This window comes from Pseudomonas sp. PLB05 (assembly GCF_021106615.1).
GTDB lineage: Bacteria > Pseudomonadota > Gammaproteobacteria > Pseudomonadales > Pseudomonadaceae > Chryseomonas > Chryseomonas benzopyrenica.
Genome location: NZ_JAJOHO010000001.1, coordinates 821,948 through 846,415, shown reverse-complemented (window position 1 = coordinate 846,415; position 24,468 = coordinate 821,948). Strand labels below are relative to the sequence as shown.

17 protein-coding genes and 1 pseudogene are annotated in these 24,468 nt (G+C 61.2%); 11 read left to right on the top strand and 7 right to left on the bottom strand.

Annotated elements, in window-relative coordinates:
• Nucleotides 1–23 precede the first annotated feature (23 nt).
• The 6 genes from LRS53_RS03905 (at nt 24) to LRS53_RS03880 (ending at nt 8,941) form a co-directional block, all read left to right on the top strand.
• The gene (locus tag LRS53_RS03905; RefSeq protein ID WP_231355000.1) at nt 24–890 is read left to right on the top strand and encodes a LysR family transcriptional regulator; all 867 of its coding nucleotides are present in this window, start codon (nt 24–26) and stop codon (nt 888–890) included.
• Nucleotides 891–1,324: 434 nt separating this feature from the next.
• Nucleotides 1,325–3,040, top strand: a complete 1,716-nt coding sequence (locus LRS53_RS03900; protein WP_231354999.1) for an Eco57I restriction-modification methylase domain-containing protein — start codon at nt 1,325–1,327, stop codon at nt 3,038–3,040.
• A gap of 37 nt (nt 3,041–3,077) precedes the next feature.
• Complete coding sequence (locus LRS53_RS03895; RefSeq protein WP_231354998.1) at nt 3,078–3,839, top strand: PaeR7I family type II restriction endonuclease; 762 nt, start codon at nt 3,078–3,080, stop codon at nt 3,837–3,839.
• 184 nt (nt 3,840–4,023) lie between these two features.
• Nucleotides 4,024–6,039 carry a peptidase U32 family protein gene (locus tag LRS53_RS03890; protein ID WP_231354997.1) on the top strand — a complete coding sequence of 672 codons (2,016 nt, stop codon included), beginning with the start codon at nt 4,024–4,026 and terminating at the stop codon, nt 6,037–6,039.
• 476 nt (nt 6,040–6,515) lie between these two features.
• Nucleotides 6,516–7,661 carry a mechanosensitive ion channel family protein gene (locus LRS53_RS03885; protein ID WP_231354996.1) on the top strand — a complete coding sequence of 382 codons (1,146 nt, stop codon included), beginning with the start codon at nt 6,516–6,518 and terminating at the stop codon, nt 7,659–7,661.
• A gap of 20 nt (nt 7,662–7,681) precedes the next feature.
• Nucleotides 7,682–8,941, top strand: a complete 1,260-nt coding sequence (locus LRS53_RS03880; protein ID WP_231354995.1) for a cation:proton antiporter — start codon at nt 7,682–7,684, stop codon at nt 8,939–8,941.
• Between the two features lie 106 nt (nt 8,942–9,047).
• Here LRS53_RS03880 and LRS53_RS03875 read toward each other — a convergent pair whose 3' ends face one another.
• Complete coding sequence (locus LRS53_RS03875) at nt 9,048–9,746, bottom strand: glutathione S-transferase family protein (RefSeq protein WP_231354994.1); 699 nt, start codon at nt 9,744–9,746, stop codon at nt 9,048–9,050.
• 627 nt (nt 9,747–10,373) lie between these two features.
• Between LRS53_RS03875 and LRS53_RS03870 the strand changes: the two are divergent.
• Nucleotides 10,374–11,252: pseudogene (locus LRS53_RS03870) on the top strand (methyl-accepting chemotaxis protein); the annotation flags it as partial.
• Between the two features lie 139 nt (nt 11,253–11,391).
• Here the strand turns inward: LRS53_RS03870 and LRS53_RS03865 are convergent.
• Both LRS53_RS03865 and rlmE read right to left on the bottom strand, forming a co-directional pair.
• Nucleotides 11,392–11,763, bottom strand: coding sequence for a hypothetical protein (locus tag LRS53_RS03865; protein ID WP_093252156.1), 372 nt, complete (start codon nt 11,761–11,763; stop codon nt 11,392–11,394).
• Nucleotides 11,764–12,126: 363 nt separating this feature from the next.
• The gene (gene rlmE, locus LRS53_RS03860) at nt 12,127–12,747 is read right to left on the bottom strand and encodes a 23S rRNA (uridine(2552)-2'-O)-methyltransferase RlmE (RefSeq protein ID WP_017641377.1); all 621 of its coding nucleotides are present in this window, start codon (nt 12,745–12,747) and stop codon (nt 12,127–12,129) included.
• Nucleotides 12,748–12,992: 245 nt separating this feature from the next.
• Between rlmE and LRS53_RS03855 the strand changes: the two genes are divergently transcribed.
• The 4 genes from LRS53_RS03855 to LRS53_RS03840 all read left to right on the top strand — a co-directional run bounded on the left by LRS53_RS03855 (nt 12,993) and on the right by LRS53_RS03840 (nt 16,596).
• Nucleotides 12,993–14,642: an NAD(P)/FAD-dependent oxidoreductase gene (locus LRS53_RS03855; protein WP_231354993.1), complete on the top strand. Its 1,650-nt coding sequence runs from the start codon at nt 12,993–12,995 to the stop codon at nt 14,640–14,642.
• Nucleotides 14,642–15,373: a TrmH family RNA methyltransferase gene (locus LRS53_RS03850; protein ID WP_231354992.1), complete on the top strand. Its 732-nt coding sequence runs from the start codon at nt 14,642–14,644 to the stop codon at nt 15,371–15,373. Before LRS53_RS03855 ends, LRS53_RS03850 begins: the two co-directional genes overlap by 1 nt.
• Nucleotides 15,374–15,484: 111 nt before the next feature.
• Nucleotides 15,485–15,976 (top strand): DUF4126 domain-containing protein, encoded by a 492-nt coding sequence (locus LRS53_RS03845; protein WP_160922723.1) that lies wholly within the window; start codon nt 15,485–15,487, stop codon nt 15,974–15,976.
• 302 nt (nt 15,977–16,278) lie between these two features.
• The gene (locus LRS53_RS03840; protein WP_231354991.1) at nt 16,279–16,596 is read left to right on the top strand and encodes a hypothetical protein; all 318 of its coding nucleotides are present in this window, start codon (nt 16,279–16,281) and stop codon (nt 16,594–16,596) included.
• Between the two features lie 274 nt (nt 16,597–16,870).
• Here LRS53_RS03840 and LRS53_RS03835 read toward each other — a convergent pair whose 3' ends face one another.
• The 4 genes from LRS53_RS03835 to LRS53_RS03820 all read right to left on the bottom strand — a co-directional run bounded on the left by LRS53_RS03835 (nt 16,871) and on the right by LRS53_RS03820 (nt 24,467).
• Nucleotides 16,871–17,308, bottom strand: coding sequence for a hypothetical protein (locus LRS53_RS03835; RefSeq protein ID WP_231354990.1), 438 nt, complete (start codon nt 17,306–17,308; stop codon nt 16,871–16,873).
• Nucleotides 17,309–17,964: 656 nt separating this feature from the next.
• Nucleotides 17,965–18,543 (bottom strand): AraC family transcriptional regulator, encoded by a 579-nt coding sequence (locus LRS53_RS03830; protein WP_017641383.1) that lies wholly within the window; start codon nt 18,541–18,543, stop codon nt 17,965–17,967.
• Between the two features lie 84 nt (nt 18,544–18,627).
• A complete protein-coding gene (locus LRS53_RS03825; protein WP_231354989.1) occupies nt 18,628–24,099 on the bottom strand; it encodes a trifunctional serine/threonine-protein kinase/ATP-binding protein/sensor histidine kinase in 5,472 nt (1,823 codons plus the stop codon).
• Nucleotides 24,099–24,467 (bottom strand): response regulator transcription factor, encoded by a 369-nt coding sequence (locus LRS53_RS03820; protein ID WP_017641385.1) that lies wholly within the window; start codon nt 24,465–24,467, stop codon nt 24,099–24,101. The genes LRS53_RS03825 and LRS53_RS03820 overlap by 1 nt, the downstream gene beginning before the upstream one ends.
• Nucleotide 24,468 lies beyond the last annotated feature (1 nt).

Sequence of the window (24,468 nt, the reverse complement as noted above, 5' to 3'; positions counted from 1 at the left end):
CGTTCACTTTTGAAGAACGAAGCATGCGCCGCCTCAATTTCCATCACCTGCACTACTTCTGGGCCGTGGCCAAGGAAGGCAATCTCACCCGCGCCGCCGAGGCGCTGCATGTCTCCCAGTCCGCCCTCTCCACCCAGATCCGCGTGCTGGAAGACCAGCTCGGCCATCCCCTGTTCCTCCGCTCCGGACGCAGCCTGCGGCTGACCGAAGCCGGACAGCTGGTGCTGGACTACGCCGAAACCATCTTCGCCCTGGGCAGCGAATTGCAGAACACCCTGCAGAACGCCCAGGAGGCGAACCAGAGGCTGCGCATCGGCTCCGTCGCGACCCTGTCGCGCAACTTCCAGGAGAACCTGCTGCGCCCCTTCCTAGGCCGGGAGGACCTGGTGCTCACCCTGGAATCCGGCAGCGTGGACGAATTGCTGGAGCGCCTGGCCCTGCACAAGCTGGACGTGGTGCTGACCAACCAGGCGGTGAGCGCCGACAGCCAGCGCACCTGGCAATGCCGCCTGCTCCATCGCCAGCCGGTGTGCCTGATCGGTCCACCACGCCAGGACCGCCGCCCCTTCGATCTCCACCGCGACCTACAACAGGCCCGCCTGATCGTGCCCGGGCGCAGCAGCGATGTGCGCAGCCAGTTCGACGTCTATTGCAGCGGCCAGGGGCTGACGCCGCGCATCTGCGCCGAGGTCGACGACATGGCCCTATTGCGCCTGCTCGCCCGCGACTCCGGCGACATGGCCCTGCTGCCCGCCGTGGTGGTGCAGGATGAACTGCGCAGCGGTGCGCTGCAGCTCTACGCCGAGGTGCCAGAGATCGCCGAACGCTTCTATGCGGTGACGCTGCAGCGGCAGTTCAGGTTGAGCATTCTGGAGGAATTACTGGGGTAGCCGGCGGGATGGGACTTTGCATAAGCGACACCTAAGACTGAGAAATGCCTCCCCACAGTCCGCCATTAGGACAGAAGCTAAGCAGCTGTGCGCTCAAAATGCGGTTTGAAACATAAGTCGGCCACTAGGAATGAACCTGTTACTTTCTTCAAGGGAAGAAAGCAGTCATCTATATTAAAACTGAAATCTATATAAAATCATCTAACCTCTTAACGGGCCGACCGGAAATTGGAACCTCAAAATAATCTCATCGACAAGAATGCCAATCATGATAAAATCATCAAGCACAGATCCAGCGCACCCTAAAACTCATAGCTAGATTTAAAATATTTTAATATATTAGAGTTTATCAAAAATCTCAGATTAAAATTAGAAATTACTTCAATCAATATTATAAACACATGACCATTTTAAATAAGATCAAGAGGTAGAGAATGTCTTTGCAGTCAAATTTTCCTCTAATTTTCGGAAACTTTAAAGATGACTCTATATCCGAGGCGGTCGAGGAACTGGCATCACAAGGCGGCACTGAAACGCTGGGGGCAATCTTCACTCGCACCGAAGTTGTCAATTTCATATTAGACTTAACTGGCTATAAGAGCGACCGCCCCCTATACAATCAAAGACTGCTGGAACCTTCTTTTGGAGGCGGCGATTTTCTGTTGCCAGCCATCGAACGATTAATTGCCTCTTGGCAAAATTTCGGCGGAAGCGAATTCGATATTGAAAACCTAAAAAAATCGATTCGTGCGACTGAAATCCATAAAGGCAGCTTTGAAAAAACCTACTCCAAAACTAAAAACCTGCTTATCAAAAACAAATTCTCTCAAGCTATAGCTGAAGAACTTACCAGTGAATGGCTGACCCAAGGAGACTTCCTACTTCAACCATTTGATAAAACGTTTAACTACATCGTAGGAAACCCTCCATATGTACGGCAGGAATTGATACCACCCGCCTTGCTTACAGAATACCGGCGCAGATACGAAACCATATACGACCGAGCGGATTTATATATACCTTTCATTGAACGATCTCTTTCTTTATTATCCGAAAATGGAAACCTAGGATTCATTTGCGCGGACCGCTGGATGAAAAATCGATATGGCGGACCACTACGCAACTTAATCTCCAAGAATTTTCACTTAAAAGTATATATAGATATGACGGACACTCCGGCATTCCATACTGACGTGGTTGCCTACCCTGCGATAACCATCATAGGAAGAGAAAATACAGGGAAAACATTAGTAGCGCACAGGCCAAATTTAGACGAAACAACTTTATCCGAACTAGCATTCAACATACTATCGGAAGAACCTTCAAGCCAAAAAAACGCCATTATAGAACTATATAAGGTTGTTAATGGTGCAAATCCTTGGCTATTAGAATCCTCGGATCAGATGGCATTAATACGTAGACTGGAAAGTGAGTTTCCATGCCTAGAAGAATCGGGATGTAAAGTTGGCATTGGTGTAGCTACCGGCGCTGACAAGGCATTTATAGGCAATTTTGATTCACTCGATGTGGAATCAGATAGGAAACTACCCATTGCGACGACAAAAGACATATCTACAGGTCAGGTTTTATGGAAAGGCCTCGGAGTTATCAATCCTTTCAAAGATGAAGGTGGACTTGTCGATTTAGAGAAATATCCAAAACTAAAAAAATACCTAGAAAGTCGTCGTGAAATTATTGCAGGACGTCACTGCGCAAGAAAGTCGCCTAGCAGCTGGTATAAGACAATTGACCGGATAACCCCCTCCCTTGCTAAAAAGGAAAAACTTCTTATCCCTGACATTAAAGGCGAAGCGCACGTAGTATATGAAGACGGAAAACTTTATCCTCACCATAATTTATACGTAATTACATCTGACACCTGGGACCTAAGAGCATTACAAGCGGTTTTGCTGTCTTCAGTATCAAAGCTATTTGTTGCTACATATTCAACAAAAATGAGAGGGGGCTTCCTTAGATTTCAAGCTCAATACTTGCGCAGAATAAGACTCCCATTATGGGATAGCGTCCCATCACCGCTCAGAAGAGAGCTTATAAGCGCAGCTGAGCGTTTAGACCTGCAAGCGTGCAATGCTGCAACCTTCAGGATGTATAAAATGACAGCTGAAGAAATCCTCTCGATTGGCGGGTAATACCGCCAGCTTCTGCAAATAAAATATTGGCACTAAAATGAATTTAGACTGGCTAGATGATAAAGTCAAAGAGGCAGTGAGAAACTTCTGGACTACAAGAGATGGTGGAAAAGGGGTATTAGCTGGCAAGACTCTAGATGCTTTTGTCAAACTCATTGAACAAACAGTTAAAGATAGCGGCCTCTTAAATGCAAAAGCTTACACAGGAAAAAACACATCTCAGCTTCCTGGTTTTTTTAGACCACACAAATGCTGGGATGTAGTTGTAGTGGAGAATGGCAATTTAATTGCAGCTGTAGAGTTTAAATCTCAAGTAGGATCCATAGGAAACAACTTCAACAACCGCACCGAAGAGGTTCTTGGCAGCAGCTTGGATCTTCGCACAGCAATCGAAGAGTCCGCATTTGGCGACGACGCCAACATATTTACAGGCTATATCATAGTTGTAGAGGACAGTGCCGACAGCAGGACCACCCCGAACATAGATATGTCATTCTTTCCAGTCATGCCTGGCTTTTTATTGGATGAGACCGTCCGTAAAGAATTTTATATACCACGAGAAGACAATACTTATCCCAGAATAAAAGGAGTATCTTATATAGATCGATATGACATTATGTGCAAGCGCCTTATGCTCAAAGGCCTCTACACTGCAACTGCACTTATAGCAACCCCCCAAGAAACACCCATTACAGGAAACTATAACAGTATTAGTGCGCAAACCAGCATACATACTTTCATATTAAAACTTGCAAATCACTGCGAAATAATTAACCACATGAAAAATCAAAAATTATAAATCGCTATCAGACACAGAAAGACGTCTAATGCGAAGCTCCAAACGATACTCAGATCTCCATACTATGCCGAACACTACGCCGTGACTTATCGCTAACAACCACCCAGCACCCCAGGCGTGCCCTCCTCCCCCTCGCCCGCTACAATGCGCGCCTTCGTGCCACGCCTGATCGAGAAGACCCGCCATGTCCCTGCCCAAGCACCATCTGGAATTGCTCAGCCCTGCCCGAGATGTCGGGATTGCGCGGGAGGCCATCCTGCATGGGGCCGATGCCGTCTATATCGGCGGGCCGAGCTTTGGGGCGCGGCATAATGCTTGTAACGAGGTCAGCGAGATTGCCGAGCTGGTGACCTTCGCCCGGCGCTACCATGCGCGGGTGTTCACCACCATCAATACCATCCTGCATGACGACGAGCTGGAGCCGGCGCGTAAGCTGATTCATCAGCTGTATGACGCGGGCGTGGATGCGCTGATCGTGCAGGACCTGGGCGTGCTGGAGCTGGACATCCCGCCGATCGAGCTGCATGCCAGCACCCAGACCGACATCCGCACCCTGGCGCGGGCCAGGTTTCTCGATCAGGCCGGCTTCTCGCAGCTGGTATTGGCGCGTGAGCTGAATCTGCAGGAGATCTCGGCCATCGCCGCCGAGACCGACGCGGCCATCGAATTCTTCATCCATGGCGCCCTGTGCGTGGCCTTCTCCGGCCAGTGCAACATCTCCCACGCCCAGACCGGCCGCAGCGCCAACCGGGGTGACTGCTCCCAGGCCTGCCGCCTGCCCTACACCTTGAAGGATGACCAGGGTCGGGTGGTGGCCTTCGAGAAGCACCTGCTGTCGATGAAGGACAACAACCAGAGCGCCAATATGCGTGCCCTGGTCGAGGCCGGCGTGCGCTCCTTCAAGATCGAGGGGCGCTACAAGGACATGGGCTACGTGAAGAACATCACCGCCTACTACCGCCAGTTGCTCGACGAGATCCTCGAAGACCGTACCGACCTGGCCCGCGCCTCCAGCGGCCGCACCGCGCACTTCTTCGTGCCCGATCCGGACAAGACCTTCCACCGCGGCAGCACCGACTACTTCGTCACCGACCGCAAGGTGGACATCGGCGCCTTCGACTCGCCGACCTTTACCGGTCTGCCGGTGGGTCAGGTGGAAAAGGTCAACAAGCGCGACTTCATCGCCGTGACCGAGGAGCCGCTGTCCAACGGTGATGGGCTCAATGTGCTGGTCAAGCGCGAGGTGGTGGGCTTTCGCGCCAACGTCGCCGAGCTCAAGAGCGAATTCGAGGAAGACGGTGCGAAGCGCTACCGCTATCGCGTCGAACCCAACGAGATGCCCGAAGGGCTGTTCCGCCTACGGCCGAATCATCCGCTGTCGCGCAACCTGGACCACAACTGGCAGCAGGCCCTGCTCAAGACCAGCGCCGAGCGTCGTATCGGCGTGCGCTGGCAGGTCGAGCTGCGCGAGCAACGGCTCCAGCTGACCGCCACCAGCGAGGAAGGCATAAGCGCCACTGTCGCCCTGGACGGCCCCTTCGGCGTGGCCAACAAGCCGGAACAGGCGCTGGACGGCCTGCGCGACCTGCTGACCCAGCTGGGCACCACCGAGTACCACGCCCTGGACGTGACACTGGACGCACCCCAGGCCTTCTTCATCCCCAATTCGCAACTCAAGGCGTTGCGCCGCGAGGCCATCGAACAGCTGACCGCCGCACGCGTCGCCGCTCACCCACGCGGTCGCCGCAAGGCCGAGACCAGCCCGCCGCCGGTGTACCCCGAGTCGCACCTGTCGTTTCTCTACAACGTCTACAACCAGAAGGCCCGCGACTTCTACCACCGCCATGGCGTGCAACTGATCGACGCGGCCTACGAGGCTCACGAAGAGCCTGGCGAGGTGCCGGTGATGATCACCAAGCACTGCCTGCGCTTCTCCTTCAACCTCTGCCCGAAGCAGGCCAAGGGCGTCACCGGCGTGCGCACCAAGGTCGCGCCCATGCAGCTGGTCCACGGTGATGAGGTGCTGACCCTGAAGTTCGACTGCAAGCCCTGCGAGATGCACGTGGTGGGCAAGATGAAGGGCCATATCCTCGACCTGCCGCTGCCGGGCAGCCAGGCCGCGGCCAAGGCGCTCGCCAGCATCAGCCCGGAAGACCTGCTCAAGACCATCCGCAACAAGCCGACTGGCTACAGTCACTGAGCCAAAGTGGGCTCCCAGGGTCGATCTGGTCTCGCCCGCCAGATCATCGCCTCGGGAGCCCGGCCGGTCGACGCGCTGTCGGCTCGCTCGCGAAATCGCCATTCCCCGCTCACTCGAGCGCGAATCTCCTCGCTGCTCATCGCCTCCAGCCAGGGCTGGCAAAAGGTGGGTGAAGCGACTTTTTATCGACTCGGCAGCACCTGCCGTAACGCCTGGGCCAGAGGCGCTCGCCGTCGCCAGCAGTGCTGTCACCACGAGTCGAATCGCGCCCGACCGTGAAAAAAAGTGCACGGCACCAGCTCAAAGAACTCAAACCTGGCTGATGCCATCCGTGGGCTCCTGGCTGAATGGCCGAGCTGGCGGACGGTGTCCTGTGTTCCAGTTGACCAAGAGCTCGCTGGGATAAAACGAGTCGCGACCGCGCCTGCGCGGCCGAGTCGTGGCGATTTCTGAACCGGCTAGAAGACCCCTGCTTTATGGATCTCGGATTTTTCAACACCCTGCTATCGACCAGTCTGCTCGGCATCTCGCTGGCCAACTGGCTCGCCATGCTGTGCACCATCCTGCTCAGCTTCACCCTCGCCCGAACCGTCATCGGCTTCGTCCTGAGAAACCTGCGGTCCCGCGCAGAGAAACCGGGTGCCCATGTCAGCCATATCGCCATTCAGGTCTTGTCCAGCACCAGCAATACGCTGTTGCTGCTGGCCGCCATTCTGATCGGCGTAGGGATACTGGACTTGCCCGAGCGTTGGCTGACCCGGGTCAGCAGCCTCTGGTTCGTGGTGGCGGCGCTGCAGGTCGGGCTATGGGCCAACCGCGCGGTGGCCCTGGCGGTGCACCACTACTTCGTCAAGCATAGCCAGGCGGACGTCTACCAGGGCAGCGCCCTGGCCACCCTGTCGCTCTGGGGGGCCAAGGTGCTGCTCTGGGCCGTGGTCGGCCTGGCCATGCTGTCCAACCTCGGGGTGAACATCACCGCCTTCGTCGCCAGCCTTGGCGTGGGCGGTATCGCCATCGCCCTGGCCGTGCAGAACATTCTGGGCGATGTGTTCGCGTCCCTGTCCATCGCGGTGGACAAACCCTTCGAGGTAGGTGACTTCATCGTCGTGGGCTCACTGGCGGGCACGGTCGAACACGTAGGGCTCAAGACCACCCGGATCAGAAGCCTGGGCGGCGAGCAGATCGTCATGGCGAACGCCGAGATGATCGGCAGCACCATCCAGAATTACAAGAAGCTGCAAGAGCGCCGTATCGTCTTCAAGTTCGGACTAACCTACGCCTCCCAGCCAAACCAGATCAAACAGGTCACCACTGCCCTGAAGGAGATCATTCAACGGCAGGACAAGACGCGCTTCGACCGCGCTCACTTGCTGACCTTTGGTGACAGTTCGCTGGAATTCGAAGTCGTCTACATCGTGCTGGATGCCAGCTACAACGTATATATGGACATCCAGCAGGCGATCAATATCGAGATGATGGAAGCCTTCGCCAAGATCGGCGTGCGTTTCGCCCTCTCCAGCCGAAGTCTCTATGTCGAAACCCTGCCCGCGGACTTTCCGCTGGAAAAGGATCGGCAGGATGACACTCAGCGGGATGCCTGGACGCAACACGGCATCCAATAGATCCCCCTCGGAGACGACCCGTGCTGGAACTGGCAGCGATCATTCTCTTCATAACGGCGGTTCTGGCTTTTCTGAACCGTCGTTATGTCGGGCTTCCCTCAGCGATCGGCGTGATGGCCATCGCCCTGGCGCTTTCCCTCGGGTGCATCGGGCTGGACTGGCTCGGGTTTCCTCTGGTCCGCGACTACGAGCAGAACCTGCTGAGCTCCATCGACTTTTCCGAACTGCTGATGCAGGGGATGCTGTCGGTCTTGCTCTTCGCCGGGGCCCTGCATATCGATCTGAGCGAGCTCAGAGCCTTTCGCTGGCAGGTGTCGCTGCTGGCGGTCGTGGGCACGACCGTATCCACCCTGGTGGTCGGATTTGCGCTGTTCTATCTGTTGTCCTTTACCCATGTCTCGCTCTCGCTGATCCACTGCCTGATCTTCGGTGCGCTGATTTCACCGACGGACCCCATCGCCGTCATGGGCATCCTCAAGACGGCCGGAGCGCCCAAGAACACCGAACTGGTCATCGCGGGCGAGTCGCTGTTCAACGACGGCGTGGGTGTGGTGCTCTTTTCGGTGCTCCTGGCGACGTTGGTCAACGACGAACCCATCACCGTGACCAGCACCCTGGAGATCTTCGCCCACGAAGCGGGTGGCGGCATCCTGCTGGGGCTGGTCGTGGGCTATCTGGCCTTCGTCATGTTGCGCAGCATCGACAGCTATCCGGAAGAGATCCTGATCACCCTGGCCACCGTACTGGGCTGCTATACCCTGGCCAACCACCTGGGCGTATCCGGTCCGCTGGCGATGGTGGTCGCCGGCTTGATCATCGGCAACCATGGCCGGGCGCTGGCGATGTCGGACACCACGCGCAAACGGATCGACGCCTTTTGGGAAGCCCTCGATGAGATCCTCAATGCCGTGCTGTTCGTGCTGATCGGACTGGAAATCATCCTGATCGACCTGGCGCCTCCACTGCTGCTGGGCGGGGTTATGGTCGCGGTGCTGACGCTACTGGCGCGCCTGGTCACGGTGGGAATCCCCGTGGGGCTGCTGGGCAGGAGATTTCGGCTGGTGCCTGGCTCCTGGCGGATTCTGACCTGGGGTGGCCTGCGCGGTGGGATCTCGGTAGCGCTGGCCCTTTCCCTGCCCATCGGCGGCGAGCGCGACGTAATTCTCACCCTGACGTATGTGGTAGTGATCTGCTCGATATTGGGTCAGGGTCTGACCATCGGCAAGGTTGCGAAAACGGTATGCAATCCTGCCGCAACCCCATCGCAGGAGCGGCACTGACCCACGGCTGAGCACCGTATCCAGCCGCTGGCGGCTCGATACGGGATAAGGCCTGTCGACCCATGCTGACCGGACACCGGCTCAGCATGGGTCGCCCGCTACTTCTTCAAGCGGCCTGCGGCGCCTGTCGAGCCAGGCCGTTGTAGGCGTCGAGCATGCGTTCGCACCAGGCCGTGAGGGAATCGTCCTGGGCCAATAGCGACTGGGTGCTGACGACCCGGGCCCATTGGAAGGCGCCGAATACGATGTGATCGGCGTAGGCCGGCGCGTCACCAGCCAAATAATCCTGTTGGGCCAGGGTGCTACGCAAAGGCTTCAGGATCGCCCGAAAGGCCTGCAGCGACGCCTCGCGCTGGCTAGCCAGCTCATCCAGGGATACCCCAAACGCGGCTTCGCGGGTCCGCTTGAAATAGTCCTTGTCGGCTTCATCCAGCACCGCATGGACGTCGGGCAGGATCAAGCGCGCCAGCGCCGGATGGACACTCTCGGCAACCCACTGATTGACGAAGCGCGTCAACGCCTTCAGCGCGGCATCGCCCAGCAGCGAGGGCCGATCGGGATACTGTTGATCCAGATACTCGGCGATGGCCCAGCTGTCGGTCACGCACCGCTCGCCGTCGACCAGCACCGGCACCTTGCCCTGCCCGGAGAAGGCAATGGCCTCCTTCTCGTGGAAGCGCCAGGCGACGGTCTCGACCGGCAGCCCCTTGTGGGCCAGTGCCAGGCGCACGCGCCAGCAATAGGGGCTGAAGCGGCAGCTGTCGTCGGCACCAGCCAATTCGTATAGACGGAGTGGAGTGGGCATCGGGATATTTTCTCTTGGTTGAGCAACGGGGCCTCGGACGCCTGCTGGTTCAGACACAGTCGCCCATCAGGTCTTCTGGGACAGCGGAAGAGAGCCAAAAGTACCCACACGCCTGCGCTTTCAACAACCGAGGATGATCGAGGTGGTCAGCCTGACCGCTGCTCCGGTACGCCCTTCCAATCCTTACTTGAACGATCGCTTCCCAGCGCCCTGGGCAAGACCTCCCCACTGGCTAGCCCGGCAAAAAGCCTTTTTTCCAGCGGACCCTCTGGTTGGCTGGCGAAGTTCATCGGCAGGTAATTAGCGCAGGTGCCCTTCCTCGGGCCGGGCTCTCGCCCCCTGTATCGACTACAGTTCAGCGAGCCCCTTCAGCTGTCGCGAACGCTGGCGCCGCAGTACCCGCCCGAGACCGGCGACGCGCAGAGCACCACCAGTCAGGAGTCACGGATGGAGCAGGACAACCAGAAACAGGACTACCTCACCACCCTGGAGTCGCTGGAAAGCCTCTACGGTGAGGTCGCGATCGCCGATCGCCTGGCCGCCGGCGACCTCACCCAGCGCATCGAGGCCGAGGGCCGTGACGAGACCGCGGCCCTGCTCCGCGCCATGGGCGGCATGAACCAGCGCCTGGGCCAGATCATCAGTAACGTCCGCAGTGCCTCCGATGGCCTGGCCAGCGCCTCGGAAGAGATCTCCGCCACCGCCCAGAGCATCAGCCAGGCCAGCACCGAGCAGGCCGCCTCGGTCGAGGAGACCAGCGCCAGCGTCGAGCAGATGTCGGCCTCCATCGCCCAGAACACCGAGAACGCCAAGGTCACCGACGGCATGGCCGGCAAGGCCAACCGCGAGGCGAACGAAGGCGGTCAGGCCGTGAGAGACACCTTGGTAGCCATGAAGACCATCGCCGCCAAGATCGGCATCATCGACGACATCGCCTACCAGACCAATCTGCTGGCACTCAACGCGGCCATCGAAGCGGCGCGCGCCGGTGAGCATGGCAAGGGCTTCGCGGTGGTGGCCTCGGAGGTGCGCAAGCTGGCGGAACGCAGCCAGGTGGCGGCCCAGGAGATCAGCAATGTCGCCCAGGGCAGCGTGGCCCTGGCCGAACGCGCCGGCTCGCTGCTGGACGACATGGTGCCGTCCATCAGCAAGACCTCCGATCTGGTGCAGGAGATCACCGCCGCTTCGGAAGAACAGAGCGCTGGCGTCGACCAGATCAACAGCGCCATGCTGCAACTGAGCCAGGTGCCCCAGCAGAACGCCTCGGCCTCCGAGGAACTGGCCGCCACCGCCGAAGAGATGAGCAGCCAGGCCGAGCAGCTGCAGCAACTGATGGAGTTTTTCGTCCTGAACGGCGCCTCGTCCACGCAACGCTTGGCGCACCCCGCTACCAAGGGGTCGGAACCGGGCCTGGCCAAGCGAGCCGCAGCGCTGGTCGACAGCTCCCGGCACACGACCCAAGGTCGCGTACCCACTGGCTATGCGCTTTTCGAGGAGCCTGCCTGATAGCGAGCCGACCCTGGCGAAGGTGTTCACCCCTGGGTGAGCATCTTCAGCTGCAGGACGCTCCACGGGAGCTGTCAAGCCTGCCCTATCATCCCTGCACTGCAGGGATCGGCGAAACAACGGGTACGCCTACAAAACCTCAGCTGCGTAGGCCGAGAAACTCCTGCAGTCGCAGCGCTATCAGTCTGACCTCCGCCTTTTCGGAGAAACCGACCCGTGGCCAGTCATAGCGGCTGTCACATTCGGTGGCATGGCCGCTGTCGGCTTTCAGCTGCTTGAAGAAGTGTCTGGTTTCAACGATCCCTCGACCTGCCCTTCTGGCATGGGATTCGACGTCGAAGGCAATCTCGCCCAGATTGCCCTCCGCCAGACCCGCAGCGGGCCGGTACAGGAAGAGCTGGCCGCGTTCGGCCTTTACACAGCGAAAGCCCTGCCCGTTTTCCATTTCGTACAAGGCTCCGTAGATATCCGTGAGCAATCTTCTGGCCGTCTCGAACACATACCCATCCATCTATCCAGCTCCCTGCTTTTCGGCAAAAGATCGCGGCAACACCGGTATGGGCGCGGATCATAGAGAACCCTAGCAGTCGTTCAGGAATTAACTCCCAACGGAAACATCGCCTCACAGTTGCCAGACATGGATAGATAGGCGAATCAGATCCTGGCCACGCTGTTTCCCTTGGCTCACAGGGCTAAGGAACGTCTTGACGAAGGACACGACGATGCGCCGTACCTGTCTCAGGGTCCTGTGCAGACCTCGACAAGTCGCGGTAGGAATTAATGATCAACCAGGCTTTCGCCGTGGACGCCACCGCGTGGCGGGCAGGCATCTCAGCGGGCCATCGACAGGCCCGCGCCTGATGCCGGAGCGGACCTAGCCCTTGAAACCCTTGCCCACCAGATAGACCTCACGCGAGCGGGGACGCGAGGCTTCGGGCTTGCGGATCGACACCTTCTCGAAGGAGGTGCGTACGTCCTTCAGAAAGACATCGGAGCCTTCGCCCTGGAACACCTTGACCACATAGTTGCCGCCCGGCTTGAGCACCTGGCGCACCATGTCGAGGGTCAGCTCCACCAGGTACATCGCCGCCGCTTGGTCGGCCGCCGCGACGCCGCTGATGTTGGGCGCGATGTCGGAGACGATCAGATCGGGCTGGCGGCCATCGAGCACGCCGAGGATCTTCTGGAAGACGGCATCGTCGGTGAAGTCGCCCTGGACGAAGTCGACGTTGTCGAGGGCTCCCATCGGCAGGATGTCGGTGGCCACCACGCGGCCCTTTTCGCCGACGATGCCCCCGGCCACCTGCGACCAGCCACCCGGAGCCGAGCCCAGGTCCATGACCAGCATGCCCGGGCGGATCAGCTTGTCCTTTTCGTTGAGCTCGATCAGCTTGTAGCTGGAGCGCGAGCGCAGGCCGTCTTTCTGAGCGCGTTTGACGAAGGGATCGTTGACGTGTTCATCCAGCCAGCGACGGCTGCTTTTGGATCTTTTCATGTTGGAGCTACCACGGGAAAGCGGGTGAGAAGCGGACGCACGCCAGGTCTGGCCGGCCGCGAAGTGGCGGCGATTATAAGCCGATAACGCCCCGGGACGAATCAGGGATCGCCCGGGTGACCGCCAGACCGCCCAGAGGCGCGCCCATCGTCCCAGCCTGACAGCGCCGGGGCCGCCGGGTACAATCGCCGCCCCACCCCTCCTCGTCCCTTCCTTTGCCGGAGTCACCGGCCAGGATTATTGTCATGATTCGCATCAACGAACTGTCGCTGCCGCTTGATCACACCCCCGCCGAACTGCGCCAGGCCATCCTCGGCCGCCTGAACCTGCGCGACGCCGATCTCCTGAATTTCACCGTGTTCAAGCGCAGCTACGATGCGCGCAAGAAGAACAGCGTCATCCTGTTCATCTATATCATCGACCTGGAAGTGCGCGACGAGGCGACGGTGCTGGCGCGCTTCGCCAATGACCTGCACGTACGGCCCGCACCGGACACCGGCTACTACCCGGTCGGCCAGGCGCCGGCGAACCTGACCGAGCGCCCGCTGGTGGTGGGCTTCGGCCCGTGCGGCCTGTTCGCTGCCCTGCTGCTGGCCCAGATGGGCTTCAAGCCCATCGTGCTGGAGCGCGGCAAGGAGGTGCGCAGCCGCACCAAGGACACCTGGGCGCTGTGGCGCAAGAAGGTGTTGACGCCCGAATCCAACGTGCAATTCGGTGAAGGCGGCGCCGGCCTGTTTTCCGACGGCAAGCTCTACAGCCAGATCAAGGATCCGAAGTTCTACGCCCGCAAGGTGATGCACGAATTCGTTCGCGCCGGCGCGCCGGAGGAGATCCTCTACGTCAGCAAACCGCATATCGGCACCTTCCGCCTGACCGGCGTCGTGGCAGCCATGCGCGAGGAAATCATCGCCCTCGGCGGCGAAGTCCGCTTCGAAACCAAGGTGACCGATCTGGTGATCAACGACGGTCAGCTCGAAGGCGTGGTGCTGGCCAATGGCGAGACCCTGCACAGCCGCCACGCGGTCCTCGCCCTGGGCCACAGCTCCCGCGACACCTTCCGCATGCTGCATCGCCAGGGTGTGTTCATCGAGGCCAAGCCCTTCGCCATTGGTTTCCGCATCGAACATCCCCAGGGCATGATCGACGAGGCCCGCCTGGGTAAATACGCCGGCCACCCCGAGCTGGGCGCCGCCGACTACAAAGTGGTGCATCACGCCAAGAATGGCCGCGCCGTGTACAGCTTCTGCATGTGCCCCGGCGGCACCGTGGTGGCCGCCACCTCCGAGCCGGGCCGCGTGGTCACCAACGGCATGAGCCAGTACTCGCGCAATGAACGCAATGCCAACTCCGGCATCGTGGTGGGGATCAATCCCGAGCAGGATTTCCCCGGCGATCCGCTGGCCGGCGTCGAGTTGCAGGAGCGCCTGGAATCCCGCGCCTATGAACTGGGCGGCAGCGACTATTCCGCGCCCGGCCAGCTGGTCGGCGACTTCATTCGCGGCGTGCCCTCCACCGCATTCGGCGAGGTGGAACCCTCCTACAAGCCGGGCGTGCGCCTGGGTGATCTGGCGCCGTCGCTGCCGGCCTATGCCATCGAGGCCATCCGCGAGGCGCTGCCCGCCTTCGGCAAGCAGATCCGCGGCTTCGATCGCCCTGACGCCATCCTCACGGGCATCGAGACCCGTACTTCCTCGCCGGTGCGTATCACCCGGGATAACGACAGCCTGCAGAGTCTGAATCTGCGCGGCCTCTACCCGGCCGGTGAAGGCGCCGGCTATGCCGGTGGCATCCTGTCCGCAGGCGTGGATGGCATCAAGGTGGCCGAGGCCCTGGCCAGATCCATGCTGTCGCAAGGCGACGAGCAGGACGTCCCGCTGGTCCGGGCCGCTGGCTGATGAAGCTCGACGACCTCAAGAAGCTCCACCAGAAGAAGTACCGCGCCGAATTCGGCCACTTCCTGGTGGAGGGCGAGCACCTGGTGCTGGAGCTGCAAAAGGCCGCGCTGCAAAATCCCCCGCTGCAGCGCGCCGAGCTCTATGTGACGACTGCCTATGAGCACTGGCAGAGTCCGTTCCGGACGCACCTGATCAGCGACCGGCAGATGGCGCAGCTGGCCGACACCAAGACCCCGCAAGGGATCCTGGCGGTGGTGCCGATGCCCGCCGCCCTGACGGTCGCACCGGCAGCCGTCGAGGGCGAGCGCGCGGTCTATCTGCACGAGATCCAGGACCCGGGCAACCTGGGCACCATCCTGCGCACCCTGGCCTGGTTCGGCGGCTTTCGCTGCCTGCTCAGCCCCGGCAGCGTCGACCCCTACAATCCCAAGGTGGTCCGCGCCAGCATGGGCGCCATCTTCCACACGCCGCTGGAGCTGGATGTCGCACTCGACGGCCTGCAGGAGCGCTTCCCGCGCCTCGCCTGCCTCGATATGCAAGGCACGCCGGTGCAGTCAGCCCAGTTCAAGGCCTTCGATTGCTACCTGTTCGGCAACGAGGCCCGCGGCGTTCCCCGCGAGCACCTCGCGGCCCTGAATGCCCAGCCCTTCACCATCGCTGGCGCGGGCGCCATCGAATCGCTGAATCTGGCGGCGACGGTGAACATGTGCGCCTATGAGTTGAGTCGGTAGCGGCATCGTTCACTTTGGATTACGAAAGCGCGCGCGATTTGCGGCTCCATCGAGCTGAACAGTACCGCGCGCACCCGGTCCGTATGGGAACGACCACCGGGAGAATCGACGATGACGACAACCAGCAACCTCTTGTGGGGCGCCTTGGCTATTGGCGTGGTGACAGGCATGCGCAGCATGCTGGCGCCGACCATGGTCAGCCAGGCGCTGGCCGAGCGTGCGGACATAGAGGGCGCGGGCGAACCCGCACGTACCCTAGCGTCGCGTCAGGTACGGCGCTACGTAATGCCCCTGGCCGCCGGTGAGCTGTTGGGCGACAAGATGCCCTTCGCCCCGGATCGCACCATTGCGCCATCGCTGCTGGTCCGTGCCCTATCCGGCGGCATCAGTGCGGCAGCGCTCGCAGGTGCGCGGCGACAACCGATACTGCTGCCGGCGTTGATTGGCTCCAGCGCCGCCTGTCTCGCCGCCAAGGTGGCGATCGATCTACGCAAGCGCTACGGTACCAACGCCTGGGTCAATGCGGGTCTTGGCCTGGCCGAGGACTGCTTGGCCGTGTCGCTGGGCAACGCCGGGTTGCGTCGGGCCCTGCAGGATCGCTAGGACAGAAGTCGCACGCCGCTCGCCCTTCACTCTGCCCGGCAGGCCGCGCACGCCCTATCTACCTCAACATGAGCGAGTGCGAACATCGCCGGGCATGAATCGTCCAGAACCCCGCCGGAACTCCTATTAGACATCGCGATCAGAGTTAGCATGAGTGCTCCAACCCTCATTGACTTCAGCCCTGCCAGAGAGCGGGGCTTTTTTTGCCTGTCGTCCAAGGGGTGAGCGAGGCTATCGAGTGCCACCTATGAGGGTGCCGGCACGGCATGGTAAGACGCCTCTTTCACCACGAGAAAATCGCCATGCGCCATCTGTTGCTACCACTACTCCTAGCACCCGCGATTCTGCTTAGCAACCCCGCCTTCGGCCAGCAGGCGCTGAAAACGGATAGCGACTACCTCCAGCACCGGGCAGCCTCGTTGAGTGAGCGGATAAACCTTGCCGTCAAGGGTCACCAGGTGTCCAAGCAACAGGCAGCACGTTTGCAAATGGCCGTAGGCCAGGTGCAGACACGTGCGGGGCATTTACAGGCTCGTGACGGAACAATCAGCCGGCCGGATGCCGATGCCATGAACCAGAACCTTACCGACGTTGAAAGAACGCTTACCCATCAGCCGTGATGGATAAGGCAGATGCATGTTCTCCCAAGACAGATCTCCAATGTTCCTCAGCAGCCTCCATGGCCGCCGCTGACGTGACGTTGTTGGAGCCCTTACCGCTGCGTACATCAGTCCGGTAGGGTCCCTAGACTTTCGAGAGCAAACATCTGTCCATCTTCAGAGCTTCGTACTGTCTGGCGGCAGCTCGTCTGGCTAGTCAGGATCGTGCTCTTCGTCGATATGCCGCCGGTGAGCGACTAGCGACTAGCTGCGGTGATTATCATGTTTTGGTAATTCAACTGGGACGCGAATGCAGCACAGCGAGGCTGATCTGCACCAAAAGCATCTCGGGGCCGGCTTCTGATCGATGACTGATCAACTCTTCTCCCTTCTCGGTTTGTGCCTCCCCGGCCCTCGTGATCATGAAACGATAAAGCTCGATAGGTTCGTTGGTTACCGCGTTTCGGATCAAGACAATGCAGGCAATCTTTCCCTCGTCGTCGTGGGAAAGCGGGTGAGTAATGATTTCGAAGAATCGGCCAAGCACAACGGCCTTGAAACGATCTTCAGTCGCCTGAATGTGCGTCCAGACTTCAGCGACGTCTTCACTGCCCGCAAGATCGGCCATGATGTCGAAATACCTGGCCGTATGCGCCTTGGCCCGCCTGAGGTCCTTTCCGAACGATGCAAGCATCTGGACGCCAGCGATGTAGTCTTTACCTACCGATTCCATGGACAAGCTCCTGGTTGTGAAAGAGGAAGCTGGGACGGGTATAGAGACAGTGGGTCGAATGTTCTTCTTTCGGACCTGCTGCGCACGGGAAAGACTCCCTGTCCCCTTTGCACCGACAGGTGCCTGCTACCTCGAGAACACGCCTGGAAAGCACCGGAAAACCGCGGCCCGGACAATGTGCAGGGCCAGCGATCCCGCGTTGCGACGCCATGTTGCATGCAGGTACCGCGGATCAGACGCAACGGGGGCGGGATCGGGGTCATTACCCGCTCTCCATCGGCTCGACCTGAGCCTGGATGCGAAGCGAGTCCGTCCCAGCCAACCACCGCTTTGACCGCTCTGCTGGAGCGGTCGGCTATTCGCCCACGCCGTTCGCAACGCGGCGTCGAACGCCATTGGCCATCGAACTACCTCGTGACTCCTCTCCGCGACTCGAACAAATCGCCCTGCAGATAGGCTGAAGCGAACTGCGCAGCGTCGGCGAGACCTTTCGGCAGCAGGGTGCCGTAGTGCCTGGAACTTGTCGGAAAGCGCTGTAGTCATGACGCCGCATGGCAGAACGGCCGGGTCGTCTGTCGCCCGGAGTGCGCGCCCGGCGTGGCCGCTGCCCGGTGCCCGGTGCCGTCCCTGCATGCTTTCCACTTGCACCAATAACATCAACTAGCCGTACGGATAGTATCCGCAGGGATATCACTTGCGTCGTGCATCACGTCCTGCCGCATGGATCGCCAACGGCGCGGGGTATGACCGGCAAGCCTTGCGAAGGTCCGACAGAAGTGGGACTGGTCGGAAAAGCCGCATTCCAGAGCCACGTAGGCAACGGAAAGATCTGTCTCCACCAGCAGACCCTTGGCCTTGTCGATTCGACAGGCCAGGGCCCACTCCTGAGGGGATACGCCCGTGGCTTTCTTAAAGGCGCGGGAGAAGTGACTACGAGAGAGCGAGCAGCTTTTCGCGACTTCCGCGACCATCAGCCGGCTGCTGTCGCCCTGGTCCTTGCCCAGTAGTTCCTTCGCCTTTCGTTCCTGCCAGGGTGCCAGCGCGATACGTGCCTGTGGCTCACCTTCAGGCCGCGCGTAGTGCTGCAAGAGGTGACCGCACAGCTCTCGCCCGGCTTCCAGCAGGCGCCGCGTCTCCACTGCGCAGGCATTCTCCAGGGCGTCCTTGAGCAAGTCGACCAGTTGGTAGGTCTCGGCGTCCAGGGCACGGGCGTGAGGCAAGTAAGAGCTGGGCATGAGATCTCTCCTGAAACTGATGGAGAGAGCGTGCCGGACATCGCGCGGCGCTGCCCTTTAGCCGATGTGAAACGTTCTTAAAGGTCATTTAAGCGCGGCTGCAGGAAGTTGGGCGATCCCCTCCCTCATGCGCGGCAGCGTGAAGAAAAACAGACTTTCCCCGCGCCGACCGCGGGTACAGCGCAGCGAGCCACCGTGGGCACTGATGATTGACCAGCAGATGGCCAGGCCCATTCCCATCCCGGTGGGCTTGTCGGTGTAGAACGCCTGAAACACGCGGTCTTCGCAGCCGGGCGCAACGCCAGGCCCGCTATCCTGCACGATCACCAGGATGTCTTCACGCACCGGACGGGCCGAAATGTACAGCCGTCGCCGCAAAGGCGGCAGATCCTGCATCGCCTCGACCGCATTGATGATCAGGTTGCGCACCACCTGCTGGATCTGAGTAGCATCGCCCAAAGCATAGGCATGAGGGGCAATGTCGATGACCAGCCCCACGTTCTGGTCCTGAATATCGGCCCGGGTGACGGACAGCACCCGATTGATGACGCCATCTACCGCGATCGGCTGGCGCTGCGGAGGCGCCTGGCGCGCCAGGGAGCGCATGGCATTGACGATGTCCGCCGCTCGCTGACCCTCGGACAGAATATCGCGAATCCCCTCCAGGGCATCTTCCACTGCGGGGACCGCCCGATCCAGCCAACGCACGCTCGCACCGGCATTGGACAGGATGGAAGCCAGCGGCTGATTGATCTCGTGGGCGATGGATGCTGCCAGCTCGCCCAGCACGCTCGCCTGGGAGGTCCGCTCCAGCTCACCGCGGGCGGCACGTAGCGCGATGTCGGTCTGGCTGCGTTCGGTGATATCCAGCAGTACGCCGATGAAGCCATTGCCCGTGTCGTCCGGCTCCCCGGCCAGTTCCAGAAAATGGTGATTGCCATCGAGTGCCACCGTCCGGAACTTGAGACGAAAGGCATCGTGGCTGTGGACACCCTGGCGCAACTGCTCGCCGAACGTTTCTCGATCATCCGGATGGACCAGCAGCGCCGCGTCGTGCAGGTAGCCGGCATCACCCGGGGCAGGCAAGCCAAGCTGATCGAGCAGCTGGCGCGACCACAGCGAGGCGGATGCCTGGGGCTTCCAGGAGAAGGTTGCATAGCGACTCACCGCCTGGCCCAGCGCCAGCAGGGCCTGCGTCCGCCGCAAGGTGCTTTCGCTGGCTCGCCGCCGCTCGTTCTCGGCGCTGAGGTCACTGTAGAGCTGGGCGTTGCTCAGCGAAATGGCAGCCTGGGCAGCGATCAGCTCCAGGACGTCCACGCGCGCCGGCTCGAAGATTCCTGGAATGAGGGCGTTCTCCAGATAGAGCACGCCGATGACCCCGTTCTGCTTGAGCAGGGGAATGCAGCCCACCGAGCCGCGTTCGAGCTCCAACAGGTGCGGATCCTGGGTGAAACGGCGCAGAGCTTCGGTGCCATTGATGGCGAGCGGCTCGCGATGTTCGAGCACATGCCGGACCAGGCAACGAGGTATTGGCAGGTCACGGGGCAGCTCGCCTCGAAGCCTTACCTCCACGCCACTGGCCTGGGCGACGCCGATGGCCTCGACCTCCAGGTCATCCTCGGCGCCTAGCAACAGCGCGGTGAAGGTCGCGCCAGCGTGGGTGGTCGCGTTGGCCAACAGCGTCTTGATCAGGGCTTCCGGCTCGATCTCCCGTGAGAGCGCCTGGCAGGCCCTGGTGATGGCGAGAACGTCGAGTTCGTGCTTGCCCGGAAGCGCGAGGCTGGGCGCCAAGGCGGGCGCTTCCCGCAAGTCGGGATGGGTCAATTCAAGACGTTCGGCCAGGCGCTTGGCGCCCCACCGGCACCAGGCGTCACGTCCCAGTCGCAGGTGTACCCGAGCCCCGTAATGCATGCTGACCAGGGCCAGGCAGCGACTTTCCAGCTCGTGGCCCAGCCCCTGAATGTGGATCGCCCCGCAGGCGGTGGCCTTGTCGATCGCGTCCTCGTAGTGCAGCAGGGCCTGCAGATGATTACCTTCGATGCGCTGGATCTCGGCTTCGGCCAGCGCCAGGCGGTCGCCGAAATAGCGCGGGTTCAGCTCCGCTGCGGATCTCAGGCACTGGAGCGGACGACTGAAATCCTCGGTGGTGCCGGTTTGGGTCTGTAGAGCGGCGCGGGTGAGCACCGTGAACAGCGCCAGATCTACCAGATGGACATGCACAGGGGCTGCCCAAGCCAGCGCCCAGGCCCGATCCAGATGCCCCGCCGCTCGAGTGAGACTGCCGTCCAGAAACAGATACAGCCCCTCGAACAGCTCCCACAGGAAGTGCAGCTCACCCATCTGCGAGCGGGCGACACGCTGCGCAAGCTCCGCATGATCGGGAATGGGGATGGACTTGCCGATGTCACCGGCCAGCCGGCGAATGTAGAGCGCCTGGATGAAAAGGATGCTCTGGGCGTCGATGAATTCGAGGTGCCGCGCGTACTGCAGACCGGTATCGATCTGCCGGAGCATGCGTTCGATCGGCGCACCCAGCACGATCAGGTCGGAAATGATGTGGTTGTTCGCATAGCAGGCGAAGCTAGGACTGCCTTTTGACACCAGAAACCGGTAGGCGGACTCGGCACACTCCACCGAATAGGGCAATGGTCTGGTCCAGACGCTCACCCGCTCGAGTGCGATCAGGGCCGCGCCGCGCGCCTTGGTGAAGCGCGGCTCGGCACTGAGTTCGGAGGCGACTTCGGCGTAGCGGAAGGCATCGCCATGCCGTCCCAGATGATGGGCTGTCGCCACGCCAAACCAGGCAAGCCCCTCGACGCCGGCGACACTGAGTCCATGCGCGAGCGTCAGCCGGAGGATCTGGCTGGCGGCCACCCACATCAGGTTGGGTTCGACGAAGGCACCTGGGACGATGGCTGCGCGCAGCAGGTCGACGCTCGCCCTGATGCGCTCGTCTGTCAAGGGCGCCAGCTGACCGAAGGCAGCTGCCGGGTCGGTACCGAGCGATTCGGCGACGCTCCGGCCCAAGGCTTCGGCGGCATGATCCGACAGTAGCAGGTCGATGTCAGGCGCCAGGTGGGCGAGGCCCTGCGCCAGGGTTTGGAGCGCCCCCCGGTAGTCCCCCTGCAGCGAAAATATTTCGCAGCGCAGCCGGTACAATTCGGCGCGATGGTCGGCGCGGCGAGTTGCCTGCAGCTGCGTGTCGATGTAGTCCCTGGCCACCTCGTAGGACGCATTGAGGATGAGGCATTGTCCGTAGAGGACCCTGACCTGGGAGGCCGGCTCCTCATCGCCGACAGCGAGCACGGGATTCAGTCGCTCGGCATAGTGCAGATAATCCAGGGCGACCGCTGGTGCCACCAGGCCACGCGCTTGTTGCGCGCCCTCCACCAGCAGGGCTACCAGGGCCGCCGTCTGTTCCGCGGGAAAGGCATCGGCAGGCACTTCGAGCACATGGGACGCCGCACGGTGGACCAGGCTGGGCTGGTCGCCGGAGGCCACCGCGGCGGTAAGGCGCAGGGCGAAGTCCTGATGCATCGCCTGCCGGGCACCGGGTGCCAGCCGTGCTGCCAGTGCTTCCCAGATGGAATCATGGACGAACGACAATCCCGCGCGGTGCTCGACGATCAGGCCCGCCACGAACGCCGGCTTGAGCCAGCGAATGACAGATGCCGGATCCAGCTCCGCAATCAGCGCCAACTCCGCCACGGCGGTTTCATTGCCCAGCAGCGCGAGCTTTTCCATCAGCTCGCGCGTACGCATCGGCAGCTTTTCGACGCGCAGGTCCACCAGCGAGGACATGCCACCGGAAGGGATGTCGGCGCCCATGGCATTTTCGCGAAACGCGGCCACGGCCTGGCGGAAGTACAGCGGATTCACGCTGCCGTCCTGCCCGATCTTCGCCTGCAGGAACGCCCGTTCGGCGTCGGTGAGGAAGGTCTCCTGCACCAGGAGCTCGGTCAGCGCCTGGTCATCCAGCGGTGCCAGCGGCACCTCCTTGACCCGGCACCTCAGTGAGCGGCAATGCGCCAGGAAGGCCGCGGCGGCCGCCTCGGGACGCAAGGCACTGGCTCGATAGGCGACCACCAGCAACAGGTGCCGGAATTGCCCGGGCTCGAGTTCGCGCAGGAATGTCAGGGACTCGGCATCGGCCCGGTGCACATCATCCAGAAACAGCACCAGGGGATGATCGGGCGTGGCTACGGCCTGCAGCAGCTGCTGCAGGGTGCCATGCAGGTGACGGCGTGCCTCGCTCATGTTGGGCGTCACGCTGAGGCGCGCAGGTCCTACGAGTTGCTCCAGTTCCGGCACCAGCCGCGTGACGGCGCTGCCGAATTCGCCGATCGCCACCTTAAGTCGCGACGCCCAGTACTCGCCGCTCTGGCGTGGATCGTCGCGCAGCGACTTGCATAGCGAGGAGAGCGCATTGGCGAGCAAACCATAGGGGCTGGCATGTCCCAGCGCCCTGCCCTTGCCCATCGCATACAGCTGTCGTCCGGGCGCATTCGCGAAGAATCCGGTCACCAGCGCCGTCTTACCCAGCCCGGCTTCGCCACTCACGAGCACGAGCCCCCCCTGCTCCGCCAGCAGGTCATCCAGGGCGTCCTGGAGTAGCCCAAGGTCCTGCGTCCTGCCGATCAAGGCGCGTGGGGAGGCATCCCCCAGTTGAGTCGATATGTCGGAAGCGTCCCGACTCGGGCGACTGGCCTCCTGCCAATCGGCATGGCAGCGCCGGAGTTCGGCCTCGAGCTCCAGTGCCGAGGCGTAGCGTAAACCCGGCTGCTTGGATAGCAGACGAGCGATGAGCGGATCCAGACAGCTGGGCAGGTCACTTCGCCGCGACGTCACCGAGGGTGGTTCGACCGCCAGGTGAGTGTGCAGCCAGCTGGGCGCATCGACCGCTTCGAAGGGGCGGTCACCTGTGGCGAGTTCGAACAGCGTGATACCCAGGGCGTAGAGATCGCTGCGGACCGTGGCCGCCGCCTGTCCGCCGTTGGCGAGTTCGGGTGCCAGATACGCCAGGTTCGACGAGCCGATGTCGCTTCCCGCGCCTGGCACGCGTTCGGTCTCGGCGGCATAGGCGAAACCGGTGATACGCACCGAATCCCCGGCACCGCAGAGGAGATTCCCGGGTTGGAGGTCCCGATGCAGGATACCCGCCTGGTGTACGTCGTTCAGCGCGGCAGTCGCGGCGATGGCCAGCCGGAAGAAGCGATCGATGGGTAGATCGACGGCCCTCAGGGCGGACAGCGGTACGCCGTCCGCATCGTCCAGGACCAGCACCGGTCCATTGGCGGTATTGAGCAAGGCGCGTGGCAGTACCGCCCAGGCCGCGGCCAGGCGCGGCGTCAGCGCATATTCGCGATCCAGTCGTGGATCGTTGACCTGGGCGGAGGCCGAGGTGATCAACAACCAGGGTCGCCGGGTACGCTCGTCATAGGTACGCCAGCGGTGCAGGCCGTCCACCTCGTCGATCGCGATCCAGGTCGCCTTGCTCGGCCATTCATCGCTGAAATCCAGGCGATCACACCAGGGCCGATCGAGTCCTCCTGCCATCAGGACTCCCAGGGCGCCGTGGCCCGAGCCAGCGTGGCGAGCAGCGCTTCCGCGGTAAAGGGTTTGGCGAGGAACTGAACGCTGGTATCCAGGCGCACCGCTTCGACATCCACCCCCTCGGCCTCGGCCGACATGTAGACGATGGGAATGCGGTAGCCCGCGATGCACAGCTGCCCATAGGTCTCCCGGCCTGACAGACCTGGCATGTTCAGATCCATGAGCAGGCAGGAGGCCCGCGCCTTCCATTCGGAATTCAGCAGGCTTTCTCCCGACGGGAAGGACACCGCCTGATAGCCTTCCGACTTGAGCAGATTCACCACCGCCTTGCGGACGGATAGTTCATCATCAACGACACAGACGGCGTCCATG

Coding starts and splice junctions, on each gene's coding strand:
- LRS53_RS03835 (WP_231354990.1), bottom strand. CDS start 17,308: ATGGAATCGGTAGGTAAAGACTACATCGCTGGCGTCCAGATGCTTGCA.
- rlmE (WP_017641377.1), bottom strand. CDS start 12,747: ATGAAAAGATCCAAAAGCAGCCGTCGCTGGCTGGATGAACACGTCAAC.
- LRS53_RS03830 (WP_017641383.1), bottom strand. CDS start 18,543: ATGCCCAGCTCTTACTTGCCTCACGCCCGTGCCCTGGACGCCGAGACC.
- LRS53_RS03885 (WP_231354996.1), top strand. CDS start 6,516: ATGGATCTCGGATTTTTCAACACCCTGCTATCGACCAGTCTGCTCGGC.
- LRS53_RS03865 (WP_093252156.1), bottom strand. CDS start 11,763: ATGGATGGGTATGTGTTCGAGACGGCCAGAAGATTGCTCACGGATATC.
- LRS53_RS03900 (WP_231354999.1), top strand. CDS start 1,325: ATGTCTTTGCAGTCAAATTTTCCTCTAATTTTCGGAAACTTTAAAGAT.
- LRS53_RS03905 (WP_231355000.1), top strand. CDS start 24: ATGCGCCGCCTCAATTTCCATCACCTGCACTACTTCTGGGCCGTGGCC.
- LRS53_RS03820 (WP_017641385.1), bottom strand. CDS start 24,467: ATGGACGCCGTCTGTGTCGTTGATGATGAACTATCCGTCCGCAAGGCG.
- LRS53_RS03875 (WP_231354994.1), bottom strand. CDS start 9,746: ATGCCCACTCCACTCCGTCTATACGAATTGGCTGGTGCCGACGACAGC.
- LRS53_RS03855 (WP_231354993.1), top strand. CDS start 12,993: ATGATTCGCATCAACGAACTGTCGCTGCCGCTTGATCACACCCCCGCC.
- LRS53_RS03850 (WP_231354992.1), top strand. CDS start 14,642: ATGAAGCTCGACGACCTCAAGAAGCTCCACCAGAAGAAGTACCGCGCC.
- LRS53_RS03895 (WP_231354998.1), top strand. CDS start 3,078: ATGAATTTAGACTGGCTAGATGATAAAGTCAAAGAGGCAGTGAGAAAC.
- LRS53_RS03825 (WP_231354989.1), bottom strand. CDS start 24,099: ATGGCAGGAGGACTCGATCGGCCCTGGTGTGATCGCCTGGATTTCAGC.
- LRS53_RS03890 (WP_231354997.1), top strand. CDS start 4,024: ATGTCCCTGCCCAAGCACCATCTGGAATTGCTCAGCCCTGCCCGAGAT.
- LRS53_RS03840 (WP_231354991.1), top strand. CDS start 16,279: ATGCGCCATCTGTTGCTACCACTACTCCTAGCACCCGCGATTCTGCTT.
- LRS53_RS03845 (WP_160922723.1), top strand. CDS start 15,485: ATGACGACAACCAGCAACCTCTTGTGGGGCGCCTTGGCTATTGGCGTG.